The 19,460-nt window shown below is 67.9% G+C and carries 13 protein-coding genes; 6 read left to right on the forward strand and 7 right to left on the reverse strand.

Going from position 1 to position 19,460, the window contains the following annotated elements:
- Positions 1-5: 5 nt before the first annotated feature.
- The 6 genes from AC07N1_RS16435 to AC07N1_RS16460 all read right to left on the reverse strand — a co-directional run bounded on the left by AC07N1_RS16435 (position 6) and on the right by AC07N1_RS16460 (position 6,054).
- Positions 6-1,142 carry an efflux RND transporter periplasmic adaptor subunit gene (locus AC07N1_RS16435; protein ID WP_494672775.1) on the reverse strand — a complete coding sequence of 379 codons (1,137 nt, stop codon included), beginning with the start codon at positions 1,140-1,142 and terminating at the stop codon, positions 6-8.
- A gap of 94 nt (positions 1,143-1,236) precedes the next feature.
- The gene (locus tag AC07N1_RS16440) at positions 1,237-1,962 is read right to left on the reverse strand and encodes a FadR/GntR family transcriptional regulator (protein WP_494672776.1); all 726 of its coding nucleotides are present in this window, start codon (positions 1,960-1,962) and stop codon (positions 1,237-1,239) included.
- Positions 1,963-1,979: 17 nt separating this feature from the next.
- Positions 1,980-2,885, reverse strand: a complete 906-nt coding sequence (locus AC07N1_RS16445; protein WP_494672777.1) for an SMP-30/gluconolactonase/LRE family protein — start codon at positions 2,883-2,885, stop codon at positions 1,980-1,982.
- Positions 2,882-4,456, reverse strand: a complete 1,575-nt coding sequence (locus tag AC07N1_RS16450; RefSeq protein ID WP_494672778.1) for a sodium/sugar symporter — start codon at positions 4,454-4,456, stop codon at positions 2,882-2,884. The genes AC07N1_RS16445 and AC07N1_RS16450 overlap by 4 nt, the downstream gene beginning before the upstream one ends.
- Before the next feature lie 49 nt (positions 4,457-4,505).
- Entirely contained in the window at positions 4,506-5,126 is a 621-nt protein-coding gene (locus tag AC07N1_RS16455; protein WP_494672779.1) for a 2-dehydro-3-deoxy-6-phosphogalactonate aldolase, read from the reverse strand.
- Positions 5,113-6,054 (reverse strand): 2-dehydro-3-deoxygalactonokinase, encoded by a 942-nt coding sequence (locus AC07N1_RS16460; protein ID WP_494672780.1) that lies wholly within the window; start codon positions 6,052-6,054, stop codon positions 5,113-5,115. The genes AC07N1_RS16455 and AC07N1_RS16460 overlap by 14 nt, the downstream gene beginning before the upstream one ends.
- Before the next feature lie 403 nt (positions 6,055-6,457).
- Here AC07N1_RS16460 and AC07N1_RS16465 point away from each other — a divergent pair, with 403 nt between their 5' ends.
- The 5 genes from AC07N1_RS16465 (at position 6,458) to AC07N1_RS16485 (ending at position 17,514) form a co-directional block, all read left to right on the forward strand.
- Positions 6,458-9,322 carry a TonB-dependent receptor gene (locus tag AC07N1_RS16465; protein ID WP_494672781.1) on the forward strand — a complete coding sequence of 955 codons (2,865 nt, stop codon included), beginning with the start codon at positions 6,458-6,460 and terminating at the stop codon, positions 9,320-9,322.
- A 121-nt stretch (positions 9,323-9,443) separates the two neighbouring features.
- Positions 9,444-10,958, forward strand: a complete 1,515-nt coding sequence (locus tag AC07N1_RS16470; protein WP_494672782.1) for a tryptophan halogenase family protein — start codon at positions 9,444-9,446, stop codon at positions 10,956-10,958.
- Between the two features lie 32 nt (positions 10,959-10,990).
- On the forward strand, positions 10,991-12,508 hold the full coding sequence (locus tag AC07N1_RS16475; protein WP_494672783.1) for a tryptophan halogenase family protein: 1,518 nt from the start codon (positions 10,991-10,993) through the stop codon (positions 12,506-12,508).
- Between the two features lie 487 nt (positions 12,509-12,995).
- Positions 12,996-14,633, forward strand: coding sequence for a DUF5597 domain-containing protein (locus tag AC07N1_RS16480; protein ID WP_494672784.1), 1,638 nt, complete (start codon positions 12,996-12,998; stop codon positions 14,631-14,633).
- A gap of 52 nt (positions 14,634-14,685) precedes the next feature.
- Entirely contained in the window at positions 14,686-17,514 is a 2,829-nt protein-coding gene (locus tag AC07N1_RS16485; protein WP_494672785.1) for a glycoside hydrolase family 31 protein, read from the forward strand.
- A 67-nt stretch (positions 17,515-17,581) separates the two neighbouring features.
- On the opposite strand, the gene AC07N1_RS16490 is transcribed toward AC07N1_RS16485, so the two are convergent.
- A complete protein-coding gene (locus AC07N1_RS16490) occupies positions 17,582-18,289 on the reverse strand; it encodes a hypothetical protein (RefSeq protein ID WP_494672786.1) in 708 nt (235 codons plus the stop codon).
- 93 nt (positions 18,290-18,382) lie between these two features.
- Between AC07N1_RS16490 and AC07N1_RS16495 the strand changes: the two genes are divergently transcribed.
- Positions 18,383-19,372, forward strand: coding sequence for an isoaspartyl peptidase/L-asparaginase family protein (locus tag AC07N1_RS16495; RefSeq protein WP_494672787.1), 990 nt, complete (start codon positions 18,383-18,385; stop codon positions 19,370-19,372).
- The last annotated feature ends 88 nt before the right edge of the window (positions 19,373-19,460 follow it).

Consider the following 19,460-nt stretch of genomic DNA (forward strand, 5'->3'; position numbering starts at 1 on the left):
GGGCCCTAGCGTTTGGCGGCGGAAAGGGTGGGGGCGGGCAGCACGCCCGACACCCGCACCGCATCGCCGTCGCCCAGGAAGCCGGCGCCCTGCACGATCACCCGCTCGCCGGCCTGCACGCCGTCGACGGCCGTGACCTCGCCCGTGCGGGCGAGGACGGCGACCTTGCGGAACTGGGCCTTGTGCTGGGCGTCGATCAGGAACACCCCCGCCTGGTTCTGGCGGTAGAGGATCGAGGCGCTGGGCACGACGGGCGAGGCCTGGTCGCCGGCCTGGATCTGGGCGCGGGCGAACATCCCCGGGCGGAAGGCGCCCATCGACGACAGGGCGATGCGCGCCACGCCCAGGCGGGTCTGGGTGTCGACCTCGGAGGTGACGATGCGCACGCGGCCCTCGGCCTGACCGACCTGCTCGGAGGCGATGCGGGCGGGCATGCCGGCCTTGACCACGCCGAGGTCGGTCTCGGGGATCTCGGCGTCCAGCTCCAGGCGGCCGTCGCGGACGATGCGGAAGAGCTCGCTGCCGGCGCTGACGATCTGGCCCTTGGTGACGCTGCGGCGGACGATCAGGCCCGAGACCGGGGCGCGGATCGAGGCCTGGGCGACGCGGGCGGCGGTCTCGCCCTGGGAGGCCTGGGCCGAGGCCAGCTGGGCGGCGGCGGTGGCCTGCTTGGCCGTGGCGGTGTCGAGCGAGGAGGCCGACAGGAAGCCCTTGGCCTGCAGCTCGCGCGAGCGGCGCAGCGAGGCTTCGGCTTCGGCCAGGGTGGCGCGGGCGCTGGCGACGGCGGCTTCCTGCTGGCGCAGCTGGGCGCGCAGCAGCGCATCGTTGAGCGCGACGAGCACTTGGCCCTGCTGGACGAACTGGCCTTCCTCGGCGTTGACGGCCACGGCGGTCAGGCCGCCGGTCTCGGCGCCGACCGGCACCTCTTCCCAGGCCGAGATGGTGCCGGAGGCGTTGACCACGCGGGGCAGGGGCAGCACGGCGACGGGCGCGACGCTGACCGTCTGGGCGGCGACGGGCTTCTTGCCCTTGGCCTCGGCCTTCTTTTCCTTGCCGCAGGCGGAAAGGCCGACAGTGGAAACCGTCAGAACCAGGGCCAGCGCCGTCGTGCGCCCGAAAGACCCCTTGAACCCGTAACCCACGACCTGCCCCTTTTTCGTCAAAGTCCCAGCTGGGTCTTCTAGACGAGAAACCGGGTTCGCCGAATTAAATCGGGGTAAGGCGCGTGCTGAAGGGTCAGGCTTCCTTGCGCGCGCCCTGCGCCTCGGTCGCCGAGGCCGCGCGGATCAGCTCCAGCACGTCGACGATGATCGCCTGCATGGCGGTCTGGGCGGCCACGGCGTCGCGGGCGATGATGGCGTTGGCCACGTCCTCGTGCGAGGGGATCGAGGCCGTGCGGCCCTTGATGCGGTTGGTGAAGCGGATCGAGATCCGCAGCGCCGTGTTCACCAGCTCGTGCAGCTCGCTGTAGAACGGGTTCTTGGTCGCGCTGAGGATGGCGATGTGGAAGGCGATGTCGGCGGTCAGCGGGTCGTCCTCGCCCTCGCCGGCGGCCTTCATCCGGGCCAGGCCCTTGCGGATCGCGTCCAGGCCCGCCTCGTCGGCGTTGCGGGCGGCCAGGGCCGCGGCCACCGGCTCGATCCCCAGGCGCATCTCGGTGAAGTCGGACAGCAGGCGCAGGCTGAACTTGCGCTCCAGCAGCCAGCGCAGCACGTCGGGATCGAGCAGGTTCCAGTTGGCTTCCGGCTCGACCACCGTGCCGTGGCGGGGACGGGCGCTGAGCAGGCCCTTGGCGGTGAGCATCTTCACCGCCTCGCGCGTCACCGTGCGGCTGGCCCCGAACTTCTTGGACAGTTCGCCTTCGGTCGGAAAACCGATCTCGGCGTATTCGCCGGTGACGATGGCCTGACCAAGCGATTCCACGAGGCCGTAGGTGAGGCTCAGTCCAGGCTGGGTGCGCATCGCCAAAGTCTTCTTTTCTATACGTCGGACGCGAAACGAATCGCCCCTGTGTATCGTGGTTCGGGCAAGCCAGGAACGCTAACGTCATAAGCGAATACATCGCCAGCGTGCGGTTGTCTGACCAATTCGTCTTCCGAGAGCTCGTCGCGGGCCGAAGTGACGTACAGCGTACGCAGGTCGTCGCCCCCGAACGCCACGCAGGTGGGCTGGCTGGCGGGGACGTGCAGGGTCTCCAGCACGCGGCCGTCGGGCGCATGGCGCACAACGGTTCCGGCGGCCCAACGGGCGCTCCACAGGCAGCCTTCGGAATCGACCGTGGCGCCGTCGGGATAGCCCTCGCTCACCTCTGCGAAGACCCGGCGGTTGCTCAGGGTCCCGTCCTCGTCGAGGTCGAAGGCGAAGATGGTCTGCAGCGGGCTGTCGGAAAAATAGGCGGTCCTGCCGTCGGGGCTGAAGGCCAGGCCGTTGGCGATCTGCACGCCGCCGAAGTGGGCGGTGAAGTCGCCGGCGTGGTCCAGCCGCCAGACGCTGGCTTCGGCCAGATGTCGGATGGCCTCGTCCTCGACCATGGTCCCGGCCCAGAAGCGGCCCGAGCGATCGACGCGGCCGTCGTTGAAGCGGCGGCCGTTGGCCTGCGCCTCGACGCGGTGCAGCCACTCGACCTGGCCCGAGGCGAGGTCGAACAGGCCAAGGCCCGTCTCGAAGGCGGCGATGACGCGGCCGGTCTCATCCGGAAGGAGGGCGATGGAGCCGATGCGCTCGGGGGCGGCGAAGGTCTCGACCGCGCCGCTGGCGGGGTCGAAGGCGCGCAGGCGGCGGCTCTGGATGTCGGTCCACAGCAGGCGGCCGGTGTCCCACACCGGCCCCTCGCCGAGCACGTCGCCGGCCGCGATGATCGCGGCCGGCTGCTTGCTTGAGATCACCACCACGTGGCGTACAGGGCGATGAGGATCAGGATCACGCCCACGCCGGCGATGTTGAAGCCCTTGGTCGTCTTGTAGCTGACGCCCTCGAGGGTCACGACGTTGACCTCCTTCTTCTGCGGGGCGACCAGCGAGACGATCACGGCCGCGGCCAGGGTCAGCAGGAACACCAGGCCCACGCGGTTCATGAACGGCATGCCGAACATGCCCAGCTTGTTGAGGAAGAAGAACAGGCCCGACAGGGCCGCGCCGCCGATCGCGGCCACCAGGGCCGAGGCCGTGGTCGCGCGCTTCCAGAACAGGCCCAGCATGAAGATCACCACGATCCCCGGCGTGAAGAAGCCGGTGAAGTCCTGGATGAACTGGAAGGCCTGCTCGGCGCCGCCCAGCAGCGGCTTGGCGGTCAGGATGCCGATCACCACCGCGACGACGGCGGTGATGCGGCCGACCAGCACCAGGTGCTGCTCGGACGACTGGGGCTTGGCCTTGGCGTAGAGGTCGAGAGTGAAGATGGTGGCGATCGAGTTGATCTTGGCGGCCAGCGACGCGACGATCGCGGCAACCAGGGCGGCGAACACCAGGCCCAGCAGGCCGGGCGGCAGCAGCTTCATCATCTCCGGATAGGCCTGGTCGGGCTTGATCGAGCCCGGCACCAGCACCAGGGCGGCGATGCCCGGCAGCACCACGATGACCGGCATCAGCAGCTTCAGATAGGCGGCCAGGGCGATGCCCTTCTGGGCTTCCGGCAGGTCCTTGGCGCCGAGGGCGCGCTGGATGATGTACTGGTTGAAGCCCCAGTAGCTGATGTTCATGATCCACAGGCCGCCGAACAGCACGGACAGGCCCGGCAGGTCCTTGTAGTGCGGGCTGGCCTTGTCGAGGATCATGTCGAAGTGTTCGGGGAACTGGGTGGTCAGGTGGTGGAAGCCGCCGATGACGCCGCCCGCGCCGCCGATCTTGTCGAGCGACAGCCAGGCGATGATCAGGCCGCCCATGACCAGCAGGGCCACCTGGACGATGTCGGTCAGGGCCACGGCCTTGAGGCCGCCCCACAGCTGGTAGGCCAGGGCGAAGACGCCGATGGCGGCCAGGGCCATCATCTGGTCCATGCCGGTCACGGTGTGCACGGCGATCGAGCCCAGCCACAGGATCGAGGTCAGGTTCACGAAGACGTACAGGCCCAGCCAGAACACGGCCATGATGGTCCGCACGCTGGGGCCGTACCGCTGCTCCAGGAACTGCGGCATCGTCACGATGCCGTTCTTCAGGAACACCGGCAGGAAGAACTTGCCGACGATCAGCAGGGTCAGGGCCGCCATCCACTCGTAGGAGGCGATGGCCAGGCCGATGGCGTAGCCCGAGCCGCTCATGCCGATGATCTGTTCGGCCGAGATGTTGGCGGCGATCAGCGAGGCGCCGATCGCCCACCAGGGAAGAGCCTTCGACGCGAGGAAGTAGTCGGTCGAGTTCTTCTTCTGCCCGCCCTTGTCGCGGGAAACCCACTGCGCCAGGCCGAAGATGGCCACGGCGTAGATCGCGAGGATCGCGAGATCGATGGTTGCTAGGTTCACGTGGGCTTCCCCCCTTTAGGGCTGCTCTTCGTTATGATCGTAAGACGGCTCAGCCGCCGGTCTGCGCAGTCCAGGCCGCGACCAGGGCGCGGGCGCGCTCGCCGACTTCCGCCGCCGTGTAGCCCGGACGGTAGAGTTCGCCGCCGACGCCGATGCCGGCCACGCCGATGTCGAGCCAGGGCTTGAGGTTGGCCGCGCCGACGCCGCCGACCGCATAGACCGCGATGTCCTTGGGCAGCACGTCGCGCACGGCCTTCAGGTGGCCCGGGCCGAACGAGCCGGCCGGATAGAGCTTCAGCGCCTTGGCGCCCGCCTTCACGGCGATGAACGCCTCGGTCGGCGTGGAGAAGCCGGGCATGACGGTCAGGCCCAGCTCGACGGCGCGGGCGATGACGTCCGGATCGATGTTGGGGGTGACGATCAGCTTGCCGCCGACCGCGGCCACGTCGTCGACCGCCTGCGGGGTCAGGACGGTGCCGGCGCCGCACAGGGCCTTGTCGCCGAAGGCCTCGCACAGCTTGCCGATGCTGATCAGCGGATCGGGCGAGTTCAGCGGGATCTCGATGTAGCCGATGCCGGCGTCGACGAGCGCGCCTGCGATCTCGACGATTTCGTCGGGCTTCACACCGCGCAGGATGGCGACGATGGGCGGGGCGTCAGGCAAGGACATGGGCATCACGCGTCAATGAGGTGGACAGGGAGGATAGGCCGGCGAGAACGGCGGCGTCGCCGTCGATCTCGAAGCTGTCGCCGCCGGCGGCGGCGATGGCCTTGGCGTAGAGGACGTTCAGCGCCGGGGCGCCGATCAGGGCGACCTTGCCGAGCCGGCCGAACCAGCCGGCCGCGCCGGCCGCGTCGGCGCCGATCAGCAGGCCCGACAGGAAGCCCATGGCGTCGGCCTTGGGCAGGCCGTCGATCAACTGGCGGCTGCGGGTCTCGAACAGCAGGTGGGGCAGCAGGGCCGCGCCCTTGTCGGTGATCCGCGACACGCCCAGGTCGAAGCCTTCCGGCGTCGCGGGCGCGTCGCCGGCGGCGGCCTTGGCCAGGATCGAGTGCTCGCGCAGGATGGCGAAGACCTCGCCGACCGGGGCGGTCAGGAACGAGGTGATCGCCCCGTCCTCGACCACGACCCACTTGGTGTGGGTGCCGGGCATGGCCAGCAGATGGCGGCCGGTCTTGAGTTCCGGGTTCAGCGCCAGGGCGCCGAGGATCTGGGTCTCCTCGCCGCGCATCACGTCGGGACCGCCCAGCGGGTTGGTGCACGACAGGCCCGGCACGATCGAGACGGTCAGGCCCTGGGCCGCTACCTTGACCAGCCGCTCGGTGATCGCTGCGGCGTTGGCGGGGCAGGGGGCGTAGGGGGCTTCGACCCAGCCGTTGCGCGAGCCGACCATGCCGCACAGCAGGATCGTCTCCGGGCCGGCCTCACGCCAGTCGCCGACGAGGTCGAGGAAGGTCTGCTCGGGCGAGGCGGTCAGCGAGCCGATGCCGGGACCGTCGCGACGGTCGAGCACGCTCTTGCCCTGGCGCAGATAGAGGCGCAGGCGCGAGGTGCCCCAGTCGCCGAAGATGGTGATGGAAGGGTCGGACGCGACCATCAGCAGGCTCCCCCGTTTCGAGCGCTTCCCTGGTGAAGCCGTCCGGAGTCGTCAGCCTGCGTCATGTTCGTCCCTAAACGCGCGCCTGGCGAGAGTCTTTCACGCCGGGTCGCAAGGCATTTATAATATAATAATGATCGGTGCAAACAGCAGGGTGATCCAGCCTCCTGCGAGTGTGGTCAGACCATTGTTTCGCCTAAGGGTTTAGGTTTGTAGCGCTTGCTCCTGTGGCCGAAAAGCAGCGCCTATAGCGGAAATGATAGCGCTATCAATTTTGGCTTGATGACCACAATTATATGACTATAGCTATCAATCAGATTGTGCGGGGCTGGTTGTTCCGCACGTCACCGGCGCCGATTCAAGAACGCCGGGGCGGCTTTCACTCGCGGGGAAGGAAACAGGCATGCGACGCCTCAATAACTCACATCGTTTCATGTTCGGCGCTTCGGTCGTGGCGCTGTGCGCCGTGGCTCCGTTGACAGCGCTGGCGCAGACCGCCGGAACGACCACCGAGAACACCCAGGTCGAAGAAATCGTGGTCACCGGTCAGCGGGCCCAGATCCAGTCGGCCCAGAAGATCAAGCAGAACGCCGAAGTGATCGTCGACTCGATCACCGCCGTCGACATCGGCGCCCTGCCGGACCGTTCGGTCTCTGAAGCCCTGCAGCGCATCTCGGGCATCACCCTGCAACGCACCAACGAAGCGCGCGACCCGGCCCGGATGGCCGCGGAAGGCGGCGGCGTGGCCATTCGCGGCCTGTCGTGGGTGCGTTCTGAAACCAACGGCCGTGACATCTTCTCGGCCAAGAACGGCCGCGGCCTGAGCTTCGAAGACGTGTCGGCCGACCTGCTGGCCGGCGTCGACGTCTACAAGAACCCGTCGGCCGACATGATCGAAGGCGGCATCGGCGGCACCGTCAACCTGCGCACCCGCACGCCGTTCGACCAGAAGGGCCGCCTGTTCGCCTTCTCGGGCGACTACAACTACGGCGAGCTGCAGAAGAAGGGCTATTACTCGGGCAACGTGATCGCCAGCGATCGTTGGGACACCAACATCGGCGAATTCGGCGCCCTGCTGGCCTACAGCTACGGCAGCGTCGGCAACCGCACCAACAGCATCTCGGTCGACCGCTACGACCCGATGACGGTCAACGGCAAGACCGTCTATGTGCCCAAGGCCATGGGCTGGCGTTCGGTCGACTGGGAGCAGAAGCGCCAATCCCTGGCCTTCGCCGCCCAATGGCGCCCGAACGACAAGTTCGAGTTCACCCTGCAGGCCATGGGCTCGAAGGCCGATCCGAAGGATCTGGAGCGCGCCGCTCTCGTGGAAAACACGATGAGCCAGACCAACGCCAACGGCTACACCTACAACTCGGACGGCGTGTTCACCGGCGGCACCGTCTATGACGCCCAGTACACCGCCGACACCCGCGCCGGCGAAGGCCACAAGAAGACGGGCGACATCGCCCTGAACGGCAAGTGGTTCGTCAACGACGCCTGGACGATCTCGGGCGACCTGCAATACGTGAAGTCGACCTCGAAGACCTCGAGCCTGACCGTCTTCACCCAGCTGCAGGACATCGCCAACACCGACGGCGACCTGCCGGACGTCAACTGGAACCTCAACACCAGCGTGCCCACGGTCACGACGGTCGGCGCCAACAACACCTACATCAAGTCCCAGTACTACTGGGCCGCGGCCATGGACCACATCGACGAGAGCGAAGCCTCCGAAAAGGCCGCCCGCCTCGACGTGACCTACGAGTTCCCGGAAGACGGCTGGCTGAAGACCTTCCGGTTCGGCGTCCGCGCCACCGACAAGGAATTCGAATCCCGCGAGTCGAGCTGGAACTGGAGCCTGCTGAGCGCCCAGTACTGGGGCGGCGGCACGCCGGTCTACCTGACCGACAGCGCCACCTCGAACCTGTCCGAGCTCTACACCTTCAAGAACTTCTTCGGCGGCGACGTGCAGGTGCCGGGCGTGGCCTGGTTCCCGACCGCCAGCGTCGTCACCAACGGCTCGCAGAACGCCTACAACCTGCTGAAGTCGACCGAGACGGCCGGCTGGGGCTGGTCGCCGGTGACCGGCTACGCCGACGCCAACAACAACAATCAGAACGAAAAGACCTACGCTGGCTACGGCCTGCTGCGCTTCGGTTCCGACACCCCGTTCGGCGTGAACATGCCGCTCGACGGCAACATCGGCGTCCGGATCGTGAAGACCGAAGCCACCGCCGGCGCCGGCGCCGCGGTTTCGAGCGCCCCGACCACCAGCTGCGCCACCGGCGTCATCGCCGCCGACCTCGCGCACTGCAACGCCGCCGTGGCCTTCGGCACCGGCACCCTGACCACCGCGGGCGCCAGCAACGACTACACCGACGTCCTGCCCAGCCTGAACCTGCGCTGGCACGTGACGCCGCAACTGCAGATCCGCTTCGCCGCGTCCAAGGCCGTCGTTCGTCCGACGATGGTGCAGCTGCAGCCCTACACGACCCTGGGCTTCAACTTCGCCACCAGCGGCACCACGGCGACCACCCTGTGGGCGACCGGCACCGGCGGCAACCCGAACCTGCGCCCGACCAAGGCCAACCAGTTCGACCTCAGCGCCGAATGGTACTTCGCGCCGACCGGCAGCCTGACGCTGGCGCTGTTCCGCAAGAACATCAAAGACTACATCTACACCGCCACCAGCACCGAGACCTACGTCCAGAACGGCCAGTCGATCGACTTCGCCGTCACCCGTTACGCCAACGGTTCGGACGGTTCGGTCCAGGGCTTCGAGATCGGCTACCAGCAGTTCTACGACTTCCTGCCGGGCGCCCTGTCGGGCATCGGCGTGCAGGCCAACTACACCTTCATCGACAACGAGGGCGGCGCCAACGCTCCGGCCAGCGTGTTCGACAGCACCCAGGTCGGCGCGGCCAACTCCAAGCTGCCGATCGAAGGCATGTCGGGCCGCAGCTACAACGTGGCCGTGATGTACGAGAAGTACGGCGTCTCGGCCCGTCTGGCCTACAACTGGCGTCAGCGCTACCTGCTGACCAGCTCGGCGGCCAACGTCAACGCTCCGGTCTGGTCGCGTGACTACGGCCAGTTGGACGGCTCGATCTTCTACAGCATCAACAAGCAGTACAAGGTCGGCGTCCAGGCCACGAACATCCTCAAGGAACGCACCGTCCTCGAGGTCGGCTATCCGGAACGCGTCGCCCCCTACAACTGGGTGGAGACCGACCGTCGCGTGGCCTTCGCGGTCCGCGCCGCCTTCTGAGGCGGTCTGACTTGACCTGAAAAAGGGCCCTCCGACGATCCGGACCAGCTATGGTCGGGGCCGTCGGAGGGCTTTTTTGTTGAGGGGCGTCGCGCAAGAGGACGCCCGTGTGGGAGGGCGCGTGTTGGATCAGCCTATTCGCAAGGTCGTCGTCGTGGGCGGGGGCACCGCCGGCTGGATGACGGCCGCCGCGTTCAGCCGCCTGCTGGTCGGCCCGACGGTGCAGGTCGAGGTCGTGGAGTCCGAGGCCATCGGCACGGTCGGCGTCGGCGAGGCCACCATCCCGACCATCCGCAACTTCAACGAAAAGCTGGGCCTCGACGAGGTCGAGTTCATCCGCCAGACCCAGGCCAGCTTCAAGCTGGGCATCGACTTCCGCGACTGGGGCCGGGTCGGCCACCGCTATTTCCACGGCTTCGGGGACTTCGGGGCCGACCACGAGCAGGTGCAGGCTCACCAGCTGTGGCGGCGCCTGCGGGCCCTGGGCGACGACAGCAGCCTGGAGGACTGGTCGCTGCCGACGGCGGCGGCGGCGCTGAACCGCTTCATTCCGCCCAGCCCCGATCCGCGCTCGCCGCTGCACGACTATTCCTACGCCTACCATTTCGACGCCGGGCTCTACGCCGCCTTCCTGCGCCGCTACGCCGAGGCGCGCGGCGTCGTGCGCACCGAGGGCAGGATCGTCGACGTCGCCCTGCGCGGCGAGGACGGCTTCGTCGAGGCGGTGGTGCTGGAAGGCGGCCGGCGGGTGGAGGGCGACCTCTTCGTCGACTGCTCGGGCTTCCGCGCCCTGCTGATCGAAGGAACCTTGAAGGCCGGGTTCGAGGACTGGTCGCGCTGGCTGCCGTGCGACCGCGCGCTGGCCGTGCCGTGCAAGCTGGGCGGCGACGGCCTGACGCCCTACACCCGCTCGACCGCCCGCGAGGCCGGCTGGCAGTGGCGGATCCCGCTTCAGCACCGCATCGGCAACGGCTACGTCTATTCCAGCGCCTTCGTCGACGACCAGCGGGCAGCCGATACCCTGATGTCGAACCTCGACGGCGCGGCCCTGGACGATCCGCGTCCGCTGCGCTTCCTGGCCGGTCGCCGCAAGAAGTTCTGGGATCGCAACGTCGTGGCCGTGGGCCTGTCGGGCGGCTTCCTGGAGCCGCTGGAATCCACCTCGATCGCCCTGATCCAGAACGGGATCGCGCGGCTCTTGGAATTCTTCCCCGACCGCCGCTGCGATCCGCTGCTGGCCGACGAGTTCAACCGCGTCTCGGCCCAGGAGTACGAGCGCATCCGCGACTTCATCATCCTGCACTACTGCATCAACCAGCGGGACGAGCCGATGTGGCGGCAGGTCCGCGAGGTCGAGCTGCCTGACAGCCTGCGGGCCAAGATCGCGCTCTACAAGGCGCGCGGCCACGTGGCGATCCACGAGGGCGACGGCTTCGCGCGGCCCAGCTGGATCTCGATCTACAACGGCCTGGGCGTGGTGCCCGAGACCTATGATCCGCTGGCCGACCGCATTCCCGAGGCCGAGCTGCGCCGACTGATGGATCACCGGCGGGCGGTGATCCGCCATGCCGCCCAGTCGATCCCGACCCAGGCGGCGTTCATCGCCCAGCATTGCGCGGCCGAGCCGATCGGCTGAGATAACGGCAGGAACCCTTGGGGGAGGGAGACATGCAGGACACCGACCGCAGCCTTCGCAAGATCGTGGTCGTCGGCGGGGGCACGGCCGGCTGGATGGCCGCCGCGGCCCTGTCGCAGCTGGTCGGCGGCCGTTTCGGCGCGATCGAGGTGATCGAGTCCGACGAGATCGGCACGGTCGGGGTGGGGGAGGCGACGATCCCGCCGCTGCATCTGTTCCACGCCTTGCTCGGTATCGACGAGAACGCCTTCGTCCGAGCCACCCAGGGGGCGTTCAAGCTCGGCATCGAGTTTCGCGACTGGGGCCGCAAGGGCGGGCGCTACTTCCACCCGTTCGGGGCCTATGGCGCGCCGATGGGGTTGTCGCCGTTCCACCAGACCTGGCTGCGGGCCAGGGCCGAGGGCGTGGCGGATGACCTCGACGCCTACAATCTGGCGGCCAGCGCCGCGGCCCTGAACCGCTTCGTGCGCCCGCCGGCCGGCCAGGCGCCGCCGGTGTTCTCGACCTTTGGCTACGCCTTCCATTTCGACGCCTCGCTCTATGCAAAGTTCCTGCGCCGCTTCGCCGAGGCGCGGGGCGCGCGGCGGACGGAGGGCAAGATCGTCGACGTCGCCCTGCGCGACGGGGACGGTTTCGTCGAGGTCGTGACGCTGGAGGACGGCCGCCGCATCGAAGGCGACTTCTTCATCGACTGCTCGGGATTCCGGGGGCTGCTGATCGAGCAGGCCCTGAAGACCGGCTACGAGGACTGGAGCCATTGGCTGCCGTGCGACCGGGCCCTGGCGGTTCCCAGCGCCAACGCCGGCCCGCTGACGCCCTATACCCGATCAACCGCCGAGGCGGCCGGCTGGCGCTGGCGCATCCCGCTGCAGCACCGCACCGGCAACGGCCATGTCTATTGCAGCGCCCATATCAGCGACGACGAGGCCGCCTCCGCCCTGCTGGCGGGGCTCGACGGCGAGGCCCTGGCCGATCCGCGTCCGCTGCGCTTCACGCCCGGCCGCCGGCGCAAGGCCTGGAACCGCAACGTCCTGGCCCTGGGCCTGGCGTCGGGCTTCATCGAGCCGCTGGAGTCGACCAGCATCCACCTGATCCAGACGGCGATCACGCGGCTGTTCAGCTACTTTCCCGACCGCGATTTCGATCCGGCCACGGTCGACGAGTACAACCGGCTGTCGGCGCAGGAGTTCGAGGAGGCGCGCGACTTCGTAATCCTGCACTACGCCGTCGGCGAGCGCGACGACACCGAGCTGTGGCGCTACTGCCAGGCGATGAGCCTGCCCGACAGCCTGCGGCGCAAGATCGACCTCTATCGCGGCCATGGGCGCATCCACGTCCTGCCCAACGAGCTCTTCAAGGAGCACAGCTGGCTGGCGGTTCTGGAAGGGCAGGGGGCGCGGCCCGAGCGCCTGGACCCACTGGCGAGCCTGATCGACGGCGCGGCCCTGCGCGGCCAGCTGGGCGCGATCCAGGCGGCGGTGCGCCAGACCGCGCAGGCCTTGCCCTCCCACGAGGCCTTCATCGCCAGTCATTGCCGCGCGGAGGCGTGATCCCGCAAAAAATGGGCTGACAACGCTATCAATTCCCTTGCGTCTTCATTTGTATGATTATACATATGACGAGTGGCGCCGAGGTCGCGAAAGCGACTGTTCGGCCGTGCGGATCTCCTGCGAGGTCTGCCAGCGCGCCGCGCGAACCACCTCCCCGGTCTCGCGCGAAGTCTTTTCAACCGCGCATCGCCTCCTGCGGGCGATGCGCGGATTTTTTTGCCTTTTACCCAACTGTTACAAACAGTTGCTGGTTTTGCGGCCGGCGTGCGCGCGCATGAAAACCGGTTGCAATCGCGGCCGCCTCGGCTAATTGTCCTATTTATAAGAATGGTAGCGGTAACGAGTTGGCGGGGCTGAAGTCTCTCGCGCGACCGCCGGATCGGGAGGAGGCGAGGGGATGTCCAATCCCTTTGACAGCGCTTACTTCCGCGGCGAACGCGCGATGCAGGCTTAAGGTCCGACCGGCCGGCCAGCAGGAGGTTTTCGCGTGACGTTTCGAACCCGTAGATGCGGGCTCGCCGCCCTTGGCGCGATCCTCAGCCTGTCGCTGGCCGCCCCGGCCTTCGCGCAAGGCCAACTGCCAAAGCTGGTGACCAGGAACGGCCGTCACGCCCTGCTGGTCGACGGCAAGCCGTTCCTGATGCTGGGCGTCCAGGCCAACAACGCCGCCAACTATCCCTCGCAACTGCCCAAGGTGTGGCCGGCCGTGAAGGCCCTGAACGCCAACACCCTGGAGATCCCGGTCGCCTGGGAGCAGATCGAGCCGGTCGAGGGCAGGTTCGACTTCTCCTATGTCGACCTGCTGCTCAAGCAGGCGCGCGAGAACGACACCAAGCTGGTGATCCTGTGGTTCGCCACCTGGAAGAACAACGGCCCGCAGTACGCCCCCGAATGGGTCAAGCTCGACAACAAGCGCTTCCCCCGGCTGATCAACGGCAAGGGCGAGATGAAGAACTCGCTGTCGCCGCACTTCCGCGCGACGCTCGAGGCCGACAAGAAGGCCTTCGTCGCGCTGATGCGCCACCTGAAGGCCGCCGACCCCGACCACACCGTGATCATGGTCCAGCCCGAGAACGAGGTCGGGGCCTACAGCGCCATCCGCGACTTCTCGCCGACCGCCCAGAAGATCTTCGACGGGCCGGTTCCCGCGGCGCTGGTCAAGGCCCTGAGCAAGAAGCCCGGGACCTGGAAGGCGGTGTTCGGCAAGGACGCCGACGAGTTCTTCTACGCCTGGTCGATCGGCCGCTACGTCAATGAGATCGCGGAAGCCGGCAAGCGCGAGCTGTCGCTGCCGATGTACGTCAACGCCGCCCTGCGCGACCCCTTCCACGACCAGGACCCGTTCACCTACTCGTCGGGCGGCCCGACCTGGAACGTGCTCGATGTCTGGAAGGCCGCGGCGCCGTCGATCGACGCCCTGGCCCCCGACATCTACATGCGCGAGAGCGACAAGGTCCGAAAGACGCTGGAGCAGTACGGTCGCCCGGACAACGCCCTGTTCGTGCCCGAGATCGGCAGCGATAAGGCCTATGCCCGCTACATCTACGACGTGCTGGGCCATCAGGGCATCGGCTTCGCCCCGTTCGGCCTCGACTACACCGGCTATTCCAACTACCCGCTCGGCGCCAAGACGGTCGACGCCAAGACGCTGGAGAACTTCGGCGTCCACTACCGCCTGCTCTCGCCGATGGCTCGCGAATGGGCCAAGCTCTCGTTCGAGGGCAAGGTCTGGGGCGTGGGCGAGCAGGAGGGCGGCAAGCCCGAGACCATCGACCTGGGCGGCCGCTGGAACGTGCGCGTCACCTACGGCGAATGGCAGTTCGGCTCGATCGAGGCCCCGTGGATGGCCAAGGCCGAGAAGCAGCCCGACCGCGAGATCCCCGACGCCGGCGCCCTGATCGCCCAGCTCGGTCCCGACGAGTTCCTGATCACCGGCTACCGCGCCCGCCTGACCTTCGGCTCGGCCAAGGGCGAGCAGTTCATGGTCTCGCGGGTCGAGGAAGGCCACTTCGATGCGGCGGGTCAGTGGGTGTTCGACCGCGTCTGGAACGGCGACCAAGTCGACTACGGCCTGAACCTGACCACCTTGCCCCAGATCCTGAAGGTGAAGCTGGCGACCTACTAGGTCGCTGGTTCAACCCCACAAAAAGACAACGAGAACAGGGAAGAACGAAGACATGCGCAGCCTCTATGCGGGCCTGGCCCTCTCCCTGCTGGCCTCGACCAGCGCCTTCGCCCTCGACGGGGCCTTCGAGAAGACCGCCGACGGCGTGGTGGTCACCCCCGCCTCGGGCCCGGCCAAGAAGGTTCGGCTGCAGGTGATGGGCGAGCGGATCATCCACGTCACCGCCTCGCCGACCGAAACCTTGGACGCGCCGCCCAGCCTGATGGTCACGGCCAAGCCGGTCACGACCGGCTTCACGGTCGACGCCAAGGGCGGGGTGCTGACGCTGAAGACGGCCAAGGCCACCGCGCAGGTCTCGCTGAGCGACGGCACGGTCGACTTCCTCGACGCCAAGGGCCGCAAGATCCTGGGCGAGCGCGACCGCGGCGCCTTCACCCCGACCAAGGTCGAGGGTCAGGACTTCTACGTTGTCCGCCAGCAGTTCAATCCGGGTACGGACGAAGCCTTCTATGGCCTGGGCCAGCACCAGAACGGCCAGATGGACTACAATGGCCAGGACGTCGAACTGCTGCAGTACAACCGCGCGATCGCGGTGCCGATGCTGCTGTCCTCGCGCGGTTACGGCCTGCTGTGGGACAACAACTCGATCACCCGGTTCGGCAACCCGATCCCCTACGACGTCGCCTCGCGCGACCTGAAGATCTTCGACGCCGACGGCAAGGCCGGCGGCTTCACGGCCAAGTACTACCAGAACGGCCAACTGAAGGTGACGCGGGTCGAGAAGGACATCGACTACCGCTTCCTCAAGGACCTGCCCAATTGGCCCTCTGAACTCCAGACGGCCGAGAAGAAGCTCCAGCCCGGCCAGACCGTGGTGTGGGAAGGCGCGATCCAGACCGACAAGGCCGGCGAGCACAATTTCAAGCTCTATTCCAGCAGCTACGCCAAGGTCTGGCTGGACGGTCACCTGGTCATCGACCGCTGGCGCCAGAACTGGAACCCCTGGTACCACAACTTCGACGCCAAGCTGACGCCGGGCAAGAAGCACAAGATCCGCGTCGAGTGGACGCCGGACGACGGCTATATCGGCCTGCTGCACAACGATCCGATGCCGAGCGCCGACCGCCACTCGCTGCAGTTCACCTCGGAAGTCGGCAAGGCCATCGACTACTACTATGTCGGCGGCGACGACCTGGATCAGGTGGTGGCCGGCTATCGCGACCTGACCGGGTCTGCGGTGATGATGCCGCGCTGGGCCTACGGCTTCTGGCAGTCGCGCCAGCGCTACGAGACCCAGGACCAGATCGTCGGCGTGGTGAAGGAGTACCGCAAGCGCGGCCTGCCGCTCGACAACATCGTCATGGACTGGCGCTACTGGAAGGACCCCGAGTGGGGCACGCACAAGTTCGACGAGACGCGCTTCCCCGACCCGCAGAAGATGATCGACGACATCCACGGGCTGAACGCCCACTTCATGATCTCGATCTGGCCGAAGTTCTATCCGACCACGGACAACTACAAGGAGCTCGACGCGGCCGGTCACATGTACCACCGCAATGTCGAACAGGGCGCGCTGGACTGGGTGGGCCCCGGCTACCTGAACTCGTTCTACGACCCCTACACCCAGGAAGCCCGCGACATCTATTGGCGCCAGGTGAAGAAGAACCTGAAGGTCTATGGCGTCGACGCCTGGTGGATGGACGCCTCCGAGCCTGACCTGCACTCCAACGTCGACGTGCCCGAGCGCACCCTGCGCATGAGCCCGACGGCGCTCGGCCCGGGCGCGGAATACTTCAACAGCTACGCCCTGGAGCACACCCGCGGCGTCTATGAGGGCGAGATCAAGGACAACCCGGACGTCCGTCCGTTCATCCTGACCCGCTCGGGCTTCGGCGGGCTGCAACGCAACGCCTCGGCGGTGTGGAGCGGCGACGTCGTGGCGCGCTGGGACGACTTCCGCGACCAGATCTCGGCCGGGGTGAACCTGTCGATGTCGGGCATTCCCAACTGGACCACCGACATCGGCGGCTTCTCGGTCGAGAAGCGCTACGAGAGCAAGGACCCGGCCCACTGGGCCGAGTGGCAGGAGCTGAACCTGCGCTGGTTCCAGTTCGGCGCCTTCAGCCCGCTGTTCCGCAGCCACGGCGAGCTGCCGTTCCGCGAGATCTACGAACTCGCCGACGAAGGCAGCGACGTCTACAAGTCGCTGGCCTGGTACGACGAGCTTCGCTACCGGCTGATGCCTTACGTCTACACCCTGGCGGCCGACACCTATCACCGCGACGGCAGCATGATGCGCGGCCTGGTGATGGACTATCCGACCGACGCCAAGGCCCGCACGGTCGACGACCAGTACCTGTTCGGCGACGACTTCCTGGTGGCCCCGGTGACGGCGTTCAAGGCCCGCTCGCGCGGCGTCTATCTGCCGGCCGGCACATGGTACGACTTCGAGACCGGCAAGGCCTTCAAGGGCGGCCAGACGGTCAAGGCAGACGCGCCGCTGGCCCGCATGCCGCTGTTCGTCAAGGCCGGCGCCATCGTGCCGACCACCGACGTCCAGCAGTATGTCGGCGAGAAGCCCGACGCGCCGATCACCCTGCTGGTCTTCACCGGCAAGGACGGCAAGTACGAGCTCTATGAAGACGACGGCCTGTCCAACGGCTACGCCCGCGGCGCCTGGGCCCGCACGCCGATCTCCTATGACGACGCCAGCGGCCGGGTGACCATCGGCGCCCGCTCGGGAAGCTTCAAGGGCCTGGTCGAGAAGCGCGTCTTCAAGGTCCGCTTCATCGGCAAGGGCGCCAAGCCGACCGACTTCGACGCGGCGGCCGACCTGACCGTCGAGTACGACGGCCAGCCGGTGGTGCTGACCCGCAAGTAGGGTTCATCCTCGATGAGCCAGCGAGGGCCCGGCGGCGACGCCGGGCCCTTCGTCGTTTCGGCGAGGCTCAGAACAGCGGGCAGGCGACCGGATAGACGTAGCGGGCGCCGATGAAGCCGCGATGGATTTCCAGGCAGATCGGGTCGCCGGGGCGCTTGGGGGCGTCGTAGCTGCGCGGCAGCGGGATGTTCAACAGCCGCTCCTTGGGGATGGCGACGTCCATCAGGGTCTCGACGACGTCGTCTCCGTTCCGGACCCTGACCACCGTGCGGTGGTGCACGTTCAGCATGACGCCCTCGACCAGCTGGAACCGGGTCATGGCCAGGGCGGCGTCGGCCTGGACCAGCGCGCCCCAGCCCCACAGCGCCGAAACGGCGGCGGCGGCGAACAGGCTGTTGGTGCCGTGGTCGCGGGGATCGGTGCGCAGCATCGCCACGAGCAGGCCCGCGCCCGCGAAGGCCCCCAGCACGATCAGGCCGACATAGTCCTCCAGATGGCGATCGAAGACCCGCCAGAACAGCGCCGCCGACGGCGCGGCCCAGACCAGGCCGAGGCCGGCCTCGCCGGGCAGGCCGAGCAGCGGCAGGTCCCGCCTCGCCCGCGCGATCAGGATCGCGGCCCAGGGCGCGGCGGCGCACAGGGTGACCACGACGGGATAGGGATAGGGCGCGAAGGCCGTCCACAGCGCCAGCGCCACGGCGGCCAGGCTCAGGTGCTTCGCGGCCTTTCTGGATGTTGCGGAGGGAGGCGCGGCGCCGCTTGCGTCTTCGAGCATGCGGCGAGTCTAGGACGAGCTTCGCCTTGTCCGCCAGTGAAACCGGGCGGCGAAGGTGCTCTTATCGGGGCGGTGATCCCCCGGAGAGTCGCCATGTCCAAGTCCGTCCTGCTCGCCGCCGTCCTGGCGGCCTCGCTCGCCGCCGCCCCCGCCGCCCTGGCGGCCGACTGGTCGCTGGCCATCCACGGCGGGGCGGGCGTGATCAATCGCGGCGACCTGTCGCCCGAGAAGGACGCGGCCTATCGCGCCGGGCTCGAGGCGGCGCTGAAGGCCGGCTCGGAGGTGCTGGAAAAGGGCGGCTCCAGCCTCGACGCCGTCGAGGCGGCCGTGAAGGTGCTGGAGGACAACCCGCTGTTCAACGCCGGCAAGGGCGCGGTCTTCACCGCCGACGGCAGGAACGAACTGGACGCCTCGATCATGGACGGCGCGACCCTCAAGGCCGGCGCGGTGGCGGGCGTCACCCGCACCAGGCATCCGATCAGCCTGGCCCGGGCGGTGATGGAGAAGTCGCCGCACGTGATGCTGGCCCGCGAGGGCGCCGACGCCTTCTCGGTGGCGCAGGGCCTGGAGCAGGTGGATCCCTCGTACTTCCGCACCGAGGAGCGCTGGAAGCAGCTTGAGGCTTGGCGCGCCAGGCAAAAGGCGGCGCTGGACCCGACCCACCTCTACGGCACGGTCGGCGCGGTGGCGATCGACGCCAAGGGTCACCTGGCGGCGGCGACCTCTACGGGCGGCATGACCGGCAAGAAGTGGGGCCGGGTCGGCGATTCACCCATCATCGGCGCGGGAACCTACGCCCAGGACGGCGTCTGCGCGGTGTCGGCCACCGGCTCGGGCGAATACTTCATCCGCACCAGCGCCGCCCACCAGGTCTGCGCCCGCATCGCCTTCGCCGGCCAGGACCTCAAAGCCGCCGGCGCGGCGACCATCAAGTCCATCGGCGACATCGGCGGCGACGGCGGCATGATCACCATGAACGCCAAGGGCGAGGTGGCCTTCCCGATGAACAGCTCGGGCATGTATCGCGGCTGGGCCAGCGGCAAGGGCAGGGGGACGGCGATCTACGCGGATGAAGGGAAGTAGCCGCCTGCGGCGGCCCCCTCAGTCGCTCCGCGACAGCTCCCCCAGAGGGGGAGCATCTTCTTGGTGCGGCGCTTCTAGATCCTCCCCC

This window comes from Caulobacter sp. GW821-FHT09B11 (genome assembly GCF_059418205.1).

Coding starts and splice junctions, on each gene's coding strand:
- AC07N1_RS16495 (WP_494672787.1), top strand. CDS start 18,383: ATGTCCAAGTCCGTCCTGCTCGCCGCCGTCCTGGCGGCCTCGCTCGCC.
- AC07N1_RS16485 (WP_494672785.1), top strand. CDS start 14,686: ATGCGCAGCCTCTATGCGGGCCTGGCCCTCTCCCTGCTGGCCTCGACC.
- AC07N1_RS16465 (WP_494672781.1), top strand. CDS start 6,458: ATGCGACGCCTCAATAACTCACATCGTTTCATGTTCGGCGCTTCGGTC.
- AC07N1_RS16455 (WP_494672779.1), bottom strand. CDS start 5,126: ATGTCCTTGCCTGACGCCCCGCCCATCGTCGCCATCCTGCGCGGTGTG.
- AC07N1_RS16490 (WP_494672786.1), bottom strand. CDS start 18,289: ATGCTCGAAGACGCAAGCGGCGCCGCGCCTCCCTCCGCAACATCCAGA.
- AC07N1_RS16475 (WP_494672783.1), top strand. CDS start 10,991: ATGCAGGACACCGACCGCAGCCTTCGCAAGATCGTGGTCGTCGGCGGG.
- AC07N1_RS16440 (WP_494672776.1), bottom strand. CDS start 1,962: ATGCGCACCCAGCCTGGACTGAGCCTCACCTACGGCCTCGTGGAATCG.
- AC07N1_RS16460 (WP_494672780.1), bottom strand. CDS start 6,054: ATGGTCGCGTCCGACCCTTCCATCACCATCTTCGGCGACTGGGGCACC.